The sequence below is a fragment of the Collinsella sp. TF12-2AT genome (assembly GCF_003436735.1).
GTDB lineage: Bacteria > Actinomycetota > Coriobacteriia > Coriobacteriales > Coriobacteriaceae > Collinsella.
This window is the reverse complement of record NZ_QSQK01000009.1, coordinates 34182-48482: the sequence shown is the minus strand read 5'-3', so window position 1 is coordinate 48482 and position 14301 is coordinate 34182. Positions and strand designations below refer to the sequence as shown.

General features: G+C 59.2%; 14 protein-coding genes. 1 reads left to right on the top strand and 13 read right to left on the bottom strand.

Translation table 11 applies throughout. The annotated features are described in order from the left end of the window. Window positions 1-42: 42 nt before the first annotated feature. From DXD24_RS07080 to alaS, 7 genes are all read right to left on the bottom strand, one after another. Complete coding sequence (locus DXD24_RS07080) at window positions 43-1173, bottom strand: Xaa-Pro peptidase family protein (RefSeq protein ID WP_117646452.1); 1131 nt, start codon at window positions 1171-1173, stop codon at window positions 43-45. A gap of 132 nt (window positions 1174-1305) precedes the next feature. Then, entirely contained in the window at window positions 1306-2415 is a 1110-nt protein-coding gene (locus DXD24_RS07075; protein WP_117564120.1) for a hypothetical protein, read from the bottom strand. Beyond that, window positions 2412-2945: a shikimate kinase gene (locus DXD24_RS07070; protein WP_099431675.1), complete on the bottom strand. Its 534-nt coding sequence runs from the start codon at window positions 2943-2945 to the stop codon at window positions 2412-2414. Before DXD24_RS07070 ends, DXD24_RS07075 begins: the two co-directional genes overlap by 4 nt. Before the next feature lie 8 nt (window positions 2946-2953). Beyond that, on the bottom strand, window positions 2954-3451 hold the full coding sequence (locus tag DXD24_RS07065; protein WP_117646451.1) for a YqeG family HAD IIIA-type phosphatase: 498 nt from the start codon (window positions 3449-3451) through the stop codon (window positions 2954-2956). 1 nt (window position 3452) lies between these two features. Beyond that, window positions 3453-4808, bottom strand: a complete 1356-nt coding sequence (gene mltG, locus DXD24_RS07060) for an endolytic transglycosylase MltG (protein ID WP_233502352.1) — start codon at window positions 4806-4808, stop codon at window positions 3453-3455. After that, window positions 4801-5229 (bottom strand): Holliday junction resolvase RuvX, encoded by a 429-nt coding sequence (gene ruvX, locus DXD24_RS07055; protein WP_089571740.1) that lies wholly within the window; start codon window positions 5227-5229, stop codon window positions 4801-4803. The genes mltG and ruvX overlap by 8 nt, the downstream gene beginning before the upstream one ends. A 17-nt stretch (window positions 5230-5246) precedes the next feature. Further along, a complete protein-coding gene (gene alaS / locus DXD24_RS07050) occupies window positions 5247-7904 on the bottom strand; it encodes an alanine--tRNA ligase (RefSeq protein ID WP_117646450.1) in 2658 nt (885 codons plus the stop codon). Window positions 7905-8100: 196 nt separating this feature from the next. On the opposite strand from alaS, the gene DXD24_RS07045 reads away from it, so the two are divergent. Then, window positions 8101-8340 (top strand): hypothetical protein, encoded by a 240-nt coding sequence (locus tag DXD24_RS07045; protein ID WP_117564125.1) that lies wholly within the window; start codon window positions 8101-8103, stop codon window positions 8338-8340. A gap of 6 nt (window positions 8341-8346) precedes the next feature. On the opposite strand, the gene DXD24_RS07040 is transcribed toward DXD24_RS07045, so the two are convergent. The 6 genes from DXD24_RS07040 to DXD24_RS07015 form a co-directional block, all read right to left on the bottom strand. Beyond that, complete coding sequence (locus DXD24_RS07040; protein ID WP_117564126.1) at window positions 8347-9759, bottom strand: AI-2E family transporter; 1413 nt, start codon at window positions 9757-9759, stop codon at window positions 8347-8349. Further along, window positions 9756-10547, bottom strand: a complete 792-nt coding sequence (locus DXD24_RS07035; protein ID WP_117564127.1) for an RNA polymerase sigma factor SigF — start codon at window positions 10545-10547, stop codon at window positions 9756-9758. The genes DXD24_RS07040 and DXD24_RS07035 overlap by 4 nt, the downstream gene beginning before the upstream one ends. Before the next feature lies 1 nt (window position 10548). Next, entirely contained in the window at window positions 10549-10926 is a 378-nt protein-coding gene (locus DXD24_RS07030; protein WP_117646449.1) for an ATP-binding protein, read from the bottom strand. After that, window positions 10919-11512 carry a hypothetical protein gene (locus DXD24_RS07025; RefSeq protein WP_117564129.1) on the bottom strand — a complete coding sequence of 198 codons (594 nt, stop codon included), beginning with the start codon at window positions 11510-11512 and terminating at the stop codon, window positions 10919-10921. The genes DXD24_RS07030 and DXD24_RS07025 overlap by 8 nt, the downstream gene beginning before the upstream one ends. Before the next feature lie 100 nt (window positions 11513-11612). Further along, window positions 11613-12962 (bottom strand): replication-associated recombination protein A, encoded by a 1350-nt coding sequence (locus tag DXD24_RS07020; RefSeq protein WP_199407893.1) that lies wholly within the window; start codon window positions 12960-12962, stop codon window positions 11613-11615. Window positions 12963-13022: 60 nt separating this feature from the next. Beyond that, window positions 13023-14270, bottom strand: a complete 1248-nt coding sequence (locus DXD24_RS07015; RefSeq protein WP_117564131.1) for a deoxyguanosinetriphosphate triphosphohydrolase family protein — start codon at window positions 14268-14270, stop codon at window positions 13023-13025. Window positions 14271-14301: the final 31 nt, after the last annotated feature.

Genomic DNA, 14301 nt, shown 5'->3' with positions numbered 1-14301 from the left:
ATTGCTCCGGAGGCCCCGCCCCAAACTATCTACCGAAGTAGACTAGCAATCGATGACGTGAAGGTCATGCGGCGTCTTGGTGAAGGGCTCGTAGCCGTTCTCGGTGACCACGCCGTAGTCCTCCAGGCGCACGCCGCCCACGCCGGGCAGGTAGACGCCGGGCTCCATGGTGATAACCGAGCCGACCTCGATGATATTCTTGCTGCGGTTGAAGTTGGGCAGCTCGTGGATGTCAATGCCCACGCCGTGGCCCAGACCATGGTTGTAGTAATCGCCATAGCCGGCATCGCCAATGATCTTCTTGGAAAGCTTGAAAATGTCGTTGCCCTCGACGCCCGGATGGATGGCGGCGACGCACTCCTCGTGCGCACGGCGCACGAGCGCGTACAAGTCGAGCTGCTCCTGCGTGGGCTCGCCCATCACGACGGTACGAGTCATGTCGGAGCGGTAGTCGCAATAACCCGCGCCATAATCCATGAGAACGAAGTCGCCCTTCTCGATCACGCGGTCGCTCGGGACGGCATGCGGGTTGGCGGTGTTGGGGCCGCTCGCCACGATGGAGCCGAAGGCCAGGCTGTCGGCGCCGTTGGCGAACATATAGTTCTCGAGCTCGTTGCGAACCTGCTTCTCGGTCATACCGGGCTTAATATAGCCGAGCATGTGCTGGAAGGCGGTGTCGGTGATCGACTGCGCATGGCGCATGAGCTCGATCTCCTCGGCGTCCTTGATGGCGCGCATCTTGCGAATGTCGTCATGCATCAGCGGCAACATGCAGGCGACGGAACGATCCTCCAAGCCACGCTGGATACCCTGGTAGAAGTTGATCTGCATGTCGTCCTCGACAGCGCAGACGCGGCACTTGTTGGCCGCGATCTTGCCGGCGACCCAACCGGAGATGGTGCCCTCGTCCATGTCGTAAACCCAGGGGCTGCCGGCGGGCGTGTTCTCCTCAAAGCTGTTGAGATAGCGCGAGTCGGTATGGAACAGGCACTGGTCGGCCGTAATAAACGCAGCATGCGGGAACTCGAAGGTGTAATCGAAGACGCCCTTGACGCCCGTAAGCCAACGAAGGTTGGCCTCGTCGCGCACCACGATAGCGTCGTAGCCACGCTCAACCATCAGGGCACGGACACGCTCGATACGACCGGCGGGACCGGCAGCAAACTCTGACATGCAGATTCCTTTCTTGTTGTCTCTATAAAGACGGAACGGGTCTCAACCGAACGACGGAATCGCGCGCGATACGCAACCGATTGGAAACCCGCCCCTCAACATGATACGAAAGACGATGTATGTCAATAAATCCTAGAGAAGTTCTTTGCGAGAAGCCAAGTATGCGCGAGCATGGCGGTCGAGAACCTCGTCCTCAACGCTCGTTAGACGAATGGCGCCGAGCGCCGCGGGCAGCGGCAACATGCTGCGGTTCGAGCGGACAAACTGCTGCCTGCGGAACTCCTCGATATATGAGGCAGGCTCCAGATCGAAGGCAAGCTCCTCGATACCAAAGTCCTCCAGGCAGTCATCGACCTCAAAGACGTAATCGATATCGAAGTCACAGGCATCATGTGCTAGGCGCGCCTCAAAGCGCATACCCTCGGACAGCAGCTGGTAGACAGGGACCTGCGACGCGGCATCGACCAAGCAGGCGCGCAGGGTACGCTCCCCCGTCTTGCCAAAATCGAGCGCATGACGGGCGCTCGGGTTCGTGGCCATCAGTACGTCCTTACGTGCAGTCTGAGACCACTGAACGGCATTGACGAGCGCGACCTCCTCGCCCGCGAGAATCTCGGGGACGGTCTCGGTAAACTGATTCCAGCGGGACTTGCTGCTCGAAAGCATGGTGCCAACAAGTACCGCATAACCGAGCTTAAGGTCCTCGGGGTCCGCCGCGCGAACAAGGTCGAGGTCACACACGACCAAGCCCGGCTCGGGACGAAACGCGATAGCGGGAAGCGCATTCTCCGACGAGGCGACGAGCGGCTTCATGGTCGTCGCGACCGTGAGCATGGCGTCGAACGTCGTCGGCAGCAAGGCGCACTCGGTGCGACCGCACCACTGATTGGCACACCAGCAAACGACTGAGCAGGTCGCCGTGTCGCCGACAGCGACAACGAGATCGTCACAGGTAATGCCATTAGCCGACAGGGCGCCAAAGACGGTATCGGCATCGACCAGCGTAGCACCGGCAGGCGAAACCTCGAGGACGAGCAGCGACACGGCAAAGCCGGCGTCGACCAGCGCATGCTCGACGACCTCGCCAAAACGCTCGGATGTGGCGTCGTTCCAAACCACCATCGCGCGCTTAGGCTTGCCCACAACCGAGGCAAACATGCGCGGCAGCTCATCGAACGCGCCCAATCCGACACGGACATCGACGCTGCGGTTTTGGAAATTGATCAGTTGACGGCGAATCATAGCAGTCCACGCTCCAAAAGCATCTCGGCACAAAGGTAGGAAACGTCCTCGAAGGACTTGTTGCGAATATCAAGGGTAATATCGGCGGCCTGGCGATACAGCGGACGGCGATGCTCAAACAGGCGCGCAGCATGCTCGGGCGAGCGGAAATCGGGCCGGGTATCAGAACGGCGAATCTGGCGCAACGAGTCCTCAAAGTCGCCTTCGAGGTACACGCATGTACCCATCTCGTGCATCAGTTCAATGTTCACCGGCGTCTCGACGATGCCACCCCCGCACGACACCAGCAGGCTGCGCTCGCTTTGAAGCGAACGGAGTGCCGAGGTCTCAAGCTCGCGAAAACGATCCTCGCCCTCGGTCTCAAATATCTCGGTCACCGACTTGCCACATCGACGCACAACCAAACGATCGGTATCGATAAAACGCCGCTTGAACATAGTGCCGACGTTGCGCGCGAGCGTCGATTTGCCCGCGCCCAAAAAGCCGATAAAGAAAATATGGTCGCAGCCGTGTTTGATGTGCTGAGACATGGCGAAACCTATTCCTCGCAGGGAAGGTCGCGCAGGGCCCGGCGCTCAAAGATACGGAAGATCTGCGTGTACCACAGGTCCTGGGTTGCCTGCGGCTTGACCAGAATAGTGTCAACGCCGGCAAAGTTACCGCTCCACACGTCCGTGTACAGCTGATCGCCGATCAGCACCGCCTCGTCTGCCGTGGCGCCGAGGCGCTTAAGACCCGCCTTCAAGGCAAACGGCGCCGGCTTCATGGCGTGGCTGATGGCCTCGAGTCCCAGCTCGCGTGCAGAGCTCATGACCTGATCGCGATGCCAGTTGTTGGACACCATGCACAGCTTAAAGCCTTTGGCGCGGGCGGCGTCGAGCCAAGCGGAAACCGCAGCGGGAACCTGCTCGGTGTCGCGCGGCACCAGAGTGTTATCGCGATCGAGCAGAATGGCGCGTTTGCCGTCGGCCCACAGGGTATCAAGGTCGATGCGATCGACCGAGGCAACGTATCGTTTGGGGCTAAAAATCCTCATGCTAATTCCAAGACTGTTGATGCTCTTCGTAGGTTTGCGAGAAGTACTCCTCGTCCTGCGTAATGTAGAAATACAGGTCATCGGAGTCGGTCGGCTCAAGGGTGGCCTTGAGCGCCTCGAGCGACGGAGAGCAGATGGGCGTGGGCGGCAGGCCCTCGTGCTTATAGGTGTTATACGGACTATCGCTCTGCAGGTCGTCGGCGGTAACCTCTCCGCCGGTGACATACATCATGGTCGCATCGCTATTGAGGTAACGCAGGCCATCGAGCTTGCCCGCCAGACGGTTATAGAAAACCGATGCCACATGCGCGCGCTGATCGGCGTTGAGGCCCTCGCGCTCGACGATCGAGGCAAGGTTAACGATGTCGTAATCGGACATCTCCACGCCATAGCGCTCCTTGATCATGGCCTCACAGCTCGCAAAGTCAAGCGACTTGTACTCGGTGTTGAACTGGTCAAGCATGGCGCGAATCACATCATCGGCAGAAGGGTCCTTACCCAACGAATAGGTCTTGGGGAATAGGAAGCCCTCGAGTGAATCGTTTGCAGCGTCTTTAAGGAAAGCGTAATCATTCACATAATTGCTCGCCTTGGCCTGGTTAAGGAAATCTTCCTTAGAAATGCTGTCGTATGCCGCGGCCACACGATCGGCGACCTGGTCGACCGTCAGGCCCTCAGGGATAGTCAGTGCATCGGAGCCCGCATTGGGGCCTTCCATGAGCTGCTGAACAACCTTGGTCGCGTCCATGAGCGTGGTAAACGAGTAGGTGCCAGGCTTAAGCGACATATCGGCATTGAGCTTTTTGACCGCCGCGTAATAATCCTTGGGGTCTTCGACGATATGGTTCTCGGAGAGAATCGAAGCGATGGCATCACCCGAGGCGCCATCGGGAATCGTAATAGTAACTTGCTGGCCAGCAGCGACTTTCGCATCCTCGCCGGCAAAGAAGCCCTTGACGGCCGGCACAACAAAGAAAACGATCGCGACAAGCGCAAGCACGGCGATGACGCCACCGATAATCATAGGCACCGGAGAGCTTTTCTTTTGGACGCCACGGCGGGCATGCGTGTTATAGCTCGAGCGCGTGGCCGGAGCAACGCCGTGCGAGCCATGAGCATGATGTGCGTGGGGGCGTGATTGCCGGGCCTGCCCCTGCGTGCGCTGGGCAGGAGCCTGCTGCTTAAAACGAGCGCCGCCAGCGGGCTGCGCGGGACGAGCTGCGGGCTGTTGAGCGGCACGCTGAGCAGGTTGAGCCGAACGCTGCGTCGGCTGCGCCGGGCGCTGGCCAGGCTGAGCAGGGCGCGGCGCAGGCTGCCGTGTACGATTCTGCTGGCGCGGATCGGAAGCGCTAGGCATGCGAAACCTCCTCGTTTTTACGATCGAGCCATGTCTGCAAGAACAGGCTGGCGGCGATCATGTCAATCTTGCCCCTCATCTGCTTTTCGTTGAGTCCCTGCTCTCGCAGGATTCGCTTGGCCTCCTGCGAGGACAGACGCTCGTCCTCAAACTCCAGCGGAAGTTCGAGCTCGTCGGCAATCTTTTGGGCCACTGCGGCGACGCGCTCGGCCTGGGGGCCGGGCTCACCTGCCATGGTCAAGGGACGTCCACTTACCAGGATATCGGGCTCATAGTCCTCGACCAGGTAGCGAAACGTCTTTGCCATACCAGTGACCTCGGCAGCCGGAAGCACCTTGACAGGCATCGCCATCTTGCCATCACGGCTCGAGACGGCAATGCCAATCCTGGTCTCCCCTATGTCCAGTGCGAGCGCGACCACAGCGACTACTTAGGTTCTTAGGCGCCGAGCGCGGTCTTGGCGGCCGCGAGGGCATCGGCGATACCGGCAGCATTCTTGCCACCGGCCTGGGCCATGTTGGGACGACCGCCACCGCGACCATCGACCAGGCCCGCGATCTGCTTGATCACGTTGCCGGCGTGGAAACCGGCCTTCACGGCGTCATCGGAGCCGGCGGCGAGCAGGGCCGGGGTGCCCTTCTCGGTAACGCTGGCAACGACGCAGGCGACGGGGCCGGCAACCTTCTGGTGCACGGTATCCCACACATTGCGCAGGTCAGCAGCCTCAAGACCCTGAAGCTCAGCGACGACGAGCTTGTAGCCGTCGAGCTCGACAGCGCCCTCGATGGCGCCAGAGATAGCGTCGGAGGAGCCACCGGTGAGTGCCTTCTTGAGCTTGTTGGACGTCTCGCGCAGCTCGGCCTGCAGGTTCTCCACGCGGGCGGGAACCTCGTCAACACGGCACTTGAGCGCAGCGGCAGCGGCGTCAACGAGCGCCAGGCGGTCGGCCATGTAGTCGAGAGCGCCCTTGGAGGTCACGGCCTCGATACGGCGGACGTTGGAGCCCGTAGAGGACTCGGAAATGATCTTGAACAGGCCGATCTCGGCAGTATTGGCGGCATGCGTACCGCCGCAGAGCTCACGGGAGAACGGCTGATCCTCGGCGCCCACGGAGACGACGCGGACGACGTCGCCGTACTTCTCGCCAAAGAGGGCGACAGCACCGGCGGCCTTGGCCTCGTCGATGCCCATGACGCGGGTCACGACCGGTTTGGAAGCGAAGATCCGCTGGTTGACCAGGTCCTCGACAGCCTTGAGCTGCTCGGAGGACAGGGCCTCGAAGTGCGTGAAGTCAAAGCGCAGGTGCTCGGGCGTCACCAACGAGCCAGCCTGGGAGACATGCTCGCCCAGGACCTGCTTAAGCGCGGCGTCGAGCAGGTGCGTGGCAGTGTGGTTGCGGCGCAGGAAGCCACGGCGCTCGGCGTCGAGCGCGGCTGTCACGGTAGCACCGACGGTCAGTGTGCCCTCGGCAACGTGCGCGACGTGAGCATACAGGCCATTGTGGTTCTTGGTGTCGGCAACAGTCAGCGCAACGCCCTCGGCGGAAAGCTCACCGGCATCGCCCTGCTGGCCACCCATCTCGGCGTAGAACGGGGTGCGGTCGAGCACGACCTCGACGTCCTCACCGACGGAAGCAGACTCGACGGACTCGCCGTTGCGAACGATGGCGACAACCTTGGCACCCTCGATCACATCGTTGTCATAGCCGTCGAACTCGGTCGCGGCAACCTTGTCGGAAAGCTCGACCCACACGTCGTTGAAGCTGCCCCAAGCATCGCCCTTGACGTTGGCGCGAGCGCGGGCCTTCTGGTCCTCCATGCAAGCGGTGAAGCCGTCCATATCGACGTCGTGGCCAGCGACGCCGGCAATCTCGACGGTCAGGTCAATGGGGAAACCAAAGGTGTCATGCAGCTTAAAGGCGACGTCGCCCGGAAGGACAGCACCCTCGGCAAGCGCGGCCAGAGCCTCATCCAGGTAGACGCGGCCGTTGTCGAGCGTCGTGGAGAAACGCTCCTCCTCGGAAGCGACGATACCCTTAACGAGCGCGACGTTCTTGAGCAGCTCGGGATAGGCCTCGCCCATCTGGGCGTTGACCTCGTCAATGAACTTGGTCAGGAAGGCGCCCTCGATGCCCAGCAGGCGACCGTGGAACACGGCGCGGCGGAGCAGGCGGCGAAGGACGTACTCGCGACCCTCGTTACCGGGGAGAATGCCGTCCGAGATCATAAAGTCGACGGCACGAGAGTGATCTGCGATGATGCGCAGGGAGCGGCTAGCACCGGAGTAATCGTCGGCGTCATAGGTCTTGCCGCTGATCTTCTCGCCCAGCTTGATGAGGTGCTGCATCAGATCGCCGTCGTAGTTAGCGGTCTTGTGCTGCATGATGGCGGCCATGCGCTCCAGACCCATGCCCGTATCGAGGTTGCGGTGCGGCAGCTCCGGCATGGAGCCATCCTCCTGGCGGTCGTACTGGGTAAAGACGAGATTCCAGAACTCCAGGAAGCGGTCGCAGTCGCAGCCGGGCTTGCAGTCGGGGCTGCCGCAGCCGACCTCCTCGCCCATGTCAAAGTAGATCTCGGAGCACGGACCGCAGGGGCCGGTGGGGCCAGCGGCCCAGAAGTTGTCGTCCTCGCCCAGGCGGGAGATGTGATCCTCGGCAACGCCCAGGGAGCGCCACACGTCATGGGTCTCGTCGTCCTCGGTAAAGACGGTGAAGTACAGGCGATCGAGCGGCAGCTTGAACTCCTTGGTAATGAGCTCAAAGGCCCAAGCGCAGGCCTGCTGCTTGGAGACGCCGCCAAAGGAGAAGTCGCCGAGCATCTCGAAGAAGGACAGGTGACGGCCGTCCTCACCGATGCAGTCGATGTCGTTGGTGCGGACACACTTCTGGCAGGAGATCGCGCCGATCTCTTTCATGGTCTTCTTGCCCTGGTAGTACTCCTTAAACTGGTTCATGCCGGCGTTGGCAAGCAGCAGCGAAGGATCGTCGGGGACGAGGGACGAAGAAGGATAGAGCTTAAGACCGCGCTCCTCAAAGAAGTTGAGGAACTTGGAGCGAATCTCGGCCGTAGTCATTGACGGGTAGTCAGCACTCATAGAGGGAATCTCCTCGGTTTCACATCGAAACAGTTCAAACGTAACGATATTACCATCCCACCGCGCCTGTGCAAAAAAGAGGGCCGCCAAACAGCGACCCTTCAGCGAAAGTGCACGTTATTATGGTCTGTCAAATACTTTGAAAAAAATGATTTTGGTAAAATTTCATATAGGAATCGTCCGGAAGGAGCGATCAATGAATAGCAAACGGTTTGTCGTGAATGCACTAACCTCAGTAGCCCTTTTAGCAATCTTCGCTTACTCGAGCTGGTATGTGAACCAGCCGAGATTTGGCTACGCATTGTACGCAGTAACATCTGGCGATAAAGCGTATTACACCCTAAGCGCAATTGACACCATCTTTTTCTATGTGGCTGGCCCCTTATCAATCGCTTTGATCGCGTTTATTGTTATTTACAACATCAAGAAACGCTAACAGGGCCTATTTGGAATCCGAATCGTCCATGGAGCCGTCGATGCCGGTTTTGGTGTCGTCGTCAGAGCTTGTGTCGTCGTCCTTGGCAAAGGGGTTCTTAAAGAAACCCGTCGCGTCGGGCTGTAGGCCTGAGAGCTTAATCCAGGGATTATCGAGCTCGGGCTTGGGCATTGCCTGGGCCTCGGGAGCGGTCTCGTTGCCGATGAGTTCGGACTCGTAGATGAACGTATCGTCGCCAAGCGCGTCGTAGGCGGCAACTGGGTTACCCTCGGTATCGCGATACGGAGTGCCCTTAAACACGGCGCCGTCGTATGCCACGAGCTGACGGCCGGTCTCGTTCTCAAAGTAGTAGACGAAGATGCCCTTGAGGGCCGCGCACAGCGGAATGGCGATAACCATGCCGATGGGACCCATGAGTGCCGAACCGATAACGAGAGCCGTCAGGCTCATAACGGGATGCACCTGCACCGAGCTCTGCATGACCTTAGGCGAAATGACATTATCGGTGACGTTTTGAGCCACCATGGTCACGACAAGCGTCCACAACGCCAGCATGGGGCTGAACATAAAGCCGAGCACCGTGGCGATCGCCGCACTCACCCAGGGACCGACAACCGGAACCAGGTGCATAATGCCGGTAAAGATAGCCATGAGTGCTGCATACGGATGGCCGATGATCGTAAAACCAATAAAGGCAAGAAAACCGCCACAGATCGATGTGATGACCATGCCACGCATGTAGCCGCCGACCGAACGCGAAAGGATGGCCACCATAAAGCGGTACGAGGTCTCCTTTTCCTGCCCGATGATGGTGCAGACCTCGTGGTGCATGCGGGGATAATCGCAGGCAAGCCAGTAGGCAAGCACCAGACCCAGGAAGATGACGAACAGCTGCGAGGCCGTGTTGGTAATGAGCGGAAACACACCGCGGCCGAGCTCAGCAGCGATTTGCGAGACGTACTTGGACGCTACGGTAACCAACGAAGAAAGATTGTCGTCCAGATACTCCTTGAGCGGCGTGTTGTTGAGCGTCTTAGCGTGCGAGAGCATCTCGTTGAGATCGCCACCCGCAACACGAAGCTGCTCGGGCAGGCGGCTCAGGACTTCCATGATTTGACCGAGCAAAATAGGCGATAGGATGCAGACGACGCCGACGAGCACGGCAACAACCACAATGAGTGCGATGAGCGAACCGAGGCCACGTCCGACGCCGTGATGCTCGAGCCAGTTGGTGATCGGAGACATCACAAAAGCGATGATGGAACCGACAGCGAGAAACTCGATGACCGGTGCCAGGATGCCCATAAGGTTGAAGATAACGGCAGCGATGACAATGCAGCCGACGACGCCCCAAATGCGCAGCGTCAGAATGCGGGTATCGCGAAGCGTGCGGTCGATTTGTTGGGGGTGCTCACTCATGAACGAACCATCACTCCGTCGGGGTCGATCTTATCCTGAATCTTCTTGAGGGTGCGGCGCAGCAGGCGCGAGACCTGCACCTGCGAGATGCCCAGCTTCTTGGCGATCTCGATCTGGGTCATGCCCTTCACAAAGCGCAGCTCGATAACCTCACGCTCGCGCGGCGAGAAATCGCGGATGGCTTCCTCGATCACCAGGCGGTCATCGGTAAAGTCGAGCTCGTTGTCGTCGTCGGCGTAACGGTCAAGAATCGAGGGCGCATCGTCGGAATCGGACGCTCCGGGAGCCTCGATGGGCACCGACGTATAGGCCGACGACGATTCCATGGCCTCCAGGACCTCGTCGACGGTCACGTCCAGGTACTCAGCGATTTCTTCGACCTTGGGCGAGCGCTGCAACTCGTTGGTAAGCTTGTCGGTAGCCTGGTTAACCTTGGCAGAAAGCTCCTGCAGGCGACGAGGCACGCGCACGCTCCAGCCCTTGTCACGGAAGTGACGCTTGATCTCGCCCAAGATGGTGGGCGTGGCAAACGTGGTGAACTCGAGTCCGCGCTCAGGGTCAAAGCGGTCGATTGCCTTGAGCAGGCCCAAATAGCCAACCTGCATCAGGTCGTCGAGCGGCTCGCCGCGATTCTTAAATTTGTTGGCAAGGAACCTTACCAGGTTCATATGGGACATGACGAGCTGCTCGCGGGCGTCCGGATCACCGGTCTCCTTGTAGCGACGAAACAGCTCGCGGGTTTTCTCCTTGTCCCAAGCGGTCTTGCCGCTCCGGGAACGTTCGGTCATATTAGATATCCGCCTTGAGATCGAGGGAAAGCGTCAGGGGCGCCGCAGTCTTTTCGTAGGAATCGCACACGCTCGCGAGGATGAGCTCGGCATACACCGCAGCCTGGTCGTTTTCATCAACCGTAGCCTGGTCTCCAAAGGTAATAGTCATGCCAACGTGAGTCTCATCGACATCGAATTTGATGGTGATGTCGTCGCAGTCGACCGCGGTGCACCCAAAGATGAAAGCCTCCTCGGCAGCCATGCGGATGTCCTCGATGCGATCGACAGACATGGAGCACAGGGCACCAACGTTGGCTGCCGTCATGCGCACAAGGCGAGCGAGACGCGGGTCGCCGGCAACGGTCAGCGTGATGGGGAAGGTTGCTTCGCTACTCATCGCAGGACTCCTCAGAGGACTCGGCGGGCGTATAGGTGTAATACTGAGCCGGCTTGGCTGCGGGCTTCTGAGCCGCATCCGCACCATCGGCGGCCTCGTCCTCAGCCTCACCGATCAGAACGCGCTCGGTAGGCTGCTCGGCCTCGGCGGCGGCAGCGGCTAGCTTACGATCGGCGTCGGCTGCAGGAGCCTTCACCTTATTGAAGAGCTTCTGCACGGCGCCGGCCGCAGAATCTGTCACGCTCGATACGGCATTGCTGGCCTCGGCCATACTGCCCGTGACCTCGGAGATGTCGCGAACTACCGCCTCAACCTCAACGAGGTTGGACGTCAGGGCGTCAATGGCAGTCTTGCTCGACTTGAGGAGCGGCTCCATCTGGGCAAGTGCCGGCGTAAGCTCGTCAACGGCACCATCAAGCTTTGCCACCACGGGCTGCGCCTCGGCAATCGTATTATTGAGGTCGGTTACCGTCTTGTCGAGCGAGTCGACAACGGTGCGGGTTTTACGCAGGGTGAGCGCAAGCTCAACGATAGCCCACACGCCGGCAACGGCGAGCAGCAGCAAGGCGATTTGAATGGGACTCATACAAGCCTCCCAAAGGAATCGAAATACAAACGCTTTCCATGGTACCCCAAAGGGGACCGAACATGCCAAGAGCAGCAACGTGGGACAAAATTATCAGCAGCTACTTCGGTGCATTCCCGCTGCGGTCGCGTTCGCTTTGCTCTACGCGCCATTCTTCCCAACCGCGGCCGGCAGGCTGCCAAAATGCACCGCGTTCTAAGCCTTCGGGCAAATAGCGCTGGTCGACCCAGCCTTCGGGATAATCGTGCGGATACTTATACACACCGTATTCATCGCTGCCCGGGCGATGGCGATCGCGTAGATAACTCGGCACCTCGCGAAGCCCACTAGAATGGATATCGGCCAGCGCCGCATCGATTGAAGCCTCACACGCGTTGGATTTAGGCGCCAAGCACACATAGAGTGCAGCCTGAGCCAGGTTAATGCGACACTCGGGATAGCCAATGACCTCGGCAGACTTAAACGCGGCATGCGCCACCAAAAGCGCCTGCGGATCGGCGTTGCCAACATCCTCAGAAGCCTGAATCATAATACGGCGTGCAATAAACTTAGGATCCTCCCCTGCATCGATCATGCGCGCGAGCCAATAAATGGTGGCATCGGGGTCGCTGCCGCGCATGGACTTAATGAACGCACTGATAATGTCGTAGTGCATGTCACCGTTTTTGTCATACGAAAACCCACGGCGCGGATTGGCGATCTTCACATCGTCGACCGTGATGGGATACCGCTCCCCCGCCGCCGGAGCCGGCGTCCCCTCGGTATCGGGACGCGTGACGGCAATCTCGCTCGCCAACTCAAGCGTCGTCAGGGCCGAGCGTGCATCACCCGCTGCCAGCGTGCAAATGGTCTTGACCGTATCATCATCGGCCGAGAATTTGCCGTTCAGGCCCTGAGGTGCCTCGAGCGCACGCTCGATAAGCATGGCGATATCCTCATCCTTTAAATGCTCAAACTCCACGACTCGACCACGTGAGAGCAGCGCCGAGTTGACCTCGAAGTACGGATTCTCCGTCGTAGCGCCAATCATAATGACGGTACGGTTCTCAACTGCATGCAGCAGGGCATCCTGCTGCGACTTAGAGAAGCGGTGAATCTCATCGATGAATAGAATGGTGCGGCGGTCGTACGTATTCAGGCGCGTCTTGGCCTCGTCAATCACGCGGCGCAAGTCCTTTACGGTGCCCGTCACGGCGCTGACCTCGACAAACTCGCTCTTGGTATGGTTGGCGATAATGTGGGCCAGCGTCGTCTTACCCGTACCGGCCGGCCCGTACAGAATCACGCTCGAAAGCACGTCGTGCTCGATCGCGGCACGCAACCATGAGCCCTTACCGACGGCCTTTTGCTGGCCCACATACTCGTCGAGCGAATTGGGGCGCATGCGCACCGCAAGCGGCGCATTCTGAAAGGAACGCTCGCGCGTCGAAGCAGAAAAAAGGTCGTCCATAGCCATCCCGTGCATCAATCAAAAACGTTTTCCACAAACAGTATACCGAATAAATACGAACTACCGTTCGTTAATATAGGTACGATGCGGAAACTTTAGACCCGGGAACAGCTTGCTCGTCAGCTCGCAGAAATAACCGTCCGTCATGCTCGCGATGTAATCCACCACGGCTTGATCCTTGTCGTCCTGCCAGGCATAGGTACGATCGTAGTAGGAAAGCTGCTGCTCAATGCGCGAAATATGGTGCTTAAAGATATAAGAGGACTCGTCGCCACTGTTTAGATCCCGCAGGCAACGGTCGTAGAGCTTTTCGAACGCCTCACGCAGCTCCTCCTCGGAATCGCCTTCGATACCGCCCTTGCTATAGATCTTCTCGTAGTTCTCGCGCTTGGCTCGGCGAATTTCCTCAAACAGGTCCTCGCTCATCTCGATGCGCGGCTTACCATAGCTATGCTCAACGATATCGATGGAAGCGTGCGTGAGGATCCAGCTGTTATAGGCGCCGCCCCGACCATCGTCAAAAGCGTCGGGCGAAAGCAGACCCGCCGCGATCGCATCCTGACGGTCACGACCGACGTAGGCAAGAATATCCGAGATGCGAACGACGCAGCCCTCGAGCGTCATGGGACGCAGGTGCCCAATGGCGCCATAGCCCGTGGCGATGCAGTCCTCGACCGCCTGATCGAACTGGTCAAAGGAGCCCATATCCGACAATTCAAACACGCGCTGCTCGTACTCGCCGTTATGGCATAGCACGCCGTCGAGCGTCTGGAGTGACACGTTACGGCCGTACAGCGCGTCGAGCACGCGGACCGACTGCACGTTATGGAAAAAATAACGCCCCGTACGCTCGTGGTAGATATCGTTGAGGAATCGCTCACCGGCATGGCCGAAAGGCGTGTGTCCCAAGTCGTGGCCCAGGCCAATCGCCTCGATCAGATCGCAATTGAGCCCCAGGGCGCGACCGATATCGCGCGCAATGCGGGAGACAAGCTGCACGTGCAAACCGCGGCGTGACAGATCGTCATTGCTACGGAAGCTAAAGACCTGCGTTTTGCCTGCATAACGGGTGTACGCCGGAAGATGAAGTATCTTTTCGGTATCGCGCATAAACGCCGGACGCATAAGCGTGCCTTTGTCGGCGGCGCGATCAATACGACGAATGACCTGATCGTCGTTGCAACGATACGGGTTAACATAGCCCGAAGCACGATCGGTGGCAATGCGCTCGAAAAGTTCGGGCGACAACGCCGAGGGAATACGGTCCATGCGCGCCTTAATGACGGCCGTTTCTTGATTAGTTGCCATGGCATGCTCCTTAAAAAGGATGCGCAATCGG

What these genes read in the sequence shown, in the direction of transcription:
- DXD24_RS07030 (WP_117646449.1), bottom strand. Translation starts at nt 10,926, where the DNA reads ATGAGTAGCGAAGCAACCTTCCCCATCACGCTGACCGTTGCCGGCGAC.
- DXD24_RS07025 (WP_117564129.1), bottom strand. Translation starts at nt 11,512, where the DNA reads ATGAGTCCCATTCAAATCGCCTTGCTGCTGCTCGCCGTTGCCGGCGTG.
- DXD24_RS07065 (WP_117646451.1), bottom strand. Translation starts at nt 3,451, where the DNA reads ATGAGGATTTTTAGCCCCAAACGATACGTTGCCTCGGTCGATCGCATC.
- alaS (WP_117646450.1), bottom strand. Translation starts at nt 7,904, where the DNA reads ATGAGTGCTGACTACCCGTCAATGACTACGGCCGAGATTCGCTCCAAG.
- DXD24_RS07035 (WP_117564127.1), bottom strand. Translation starts at nt 10,547, where the DNA reads ATGACCGAACGTTCCCGGAGCGGCAAGACCGCTTGGGACAAGGAGAAA.
- DXD24_RS07075 (WP_117564120.1), bottom strand. Translation starts at nt 2,415, where the DNA reads ATGATTCGCCGTCAACTGATCAATTTCCAAAACCGCAGCGTCGATGTC.
- DXD24_RS07015 (WP_117564131.1), bottom strand. Translation starts at nt 14,270, where the DNA reads ATGGCAACTAATCAAGAAACGGCCGTCATTAAGGCGCGCATGGACCGT.
- DXD24_RS07045 (WP_117564125.1), top strand. Translation starts at nt 8,101, where the DNA reads ATGAATAGCAAACGGTTTGTCGTGAATGCACTAACCTCAGTAGCCCTT.
- mltG (WP_233502352.1), bottom strand. Translation starts at nt 4,808, where the DNA reads ATGCCTAGCGCTTCCGATCCGCGCCAGCAGAATCGTACACGGCAGCCT.
- DXD24_RS07040 (WP_117564126.1), bottom strand. Translation starts at nt 9,759, where the DNA reads ATGAGTGAGCACCCCCAACAAATCGACCGCACGCTTCGCGATACCCGC.
- DXD24_RS07070 (WP_099431675.1), bottom strand. Translation starts at nt 2,945, where the DNA reads ATGTCTCAGCACATCAAACACGGCTGCGACCATATTTTCTTTATCGGC.
- DXD24_RS07080 (WP_117646452.1), bottom strand. Translation starts at nt 1,173, where the DNA reads ATGTCAGAGTTTGCTGCCGGTCCCGCCGGTCGTATCGAGCGTGTCCGT.
- DXD24_RS07020 (WP_199407893.1), bottom strand. Translation starts at nt 12,962, where the DNA reads ATGGACGACCTTTTTTCTGCTTCGACGCGCGAGCGTTCCTTTCAGAAT.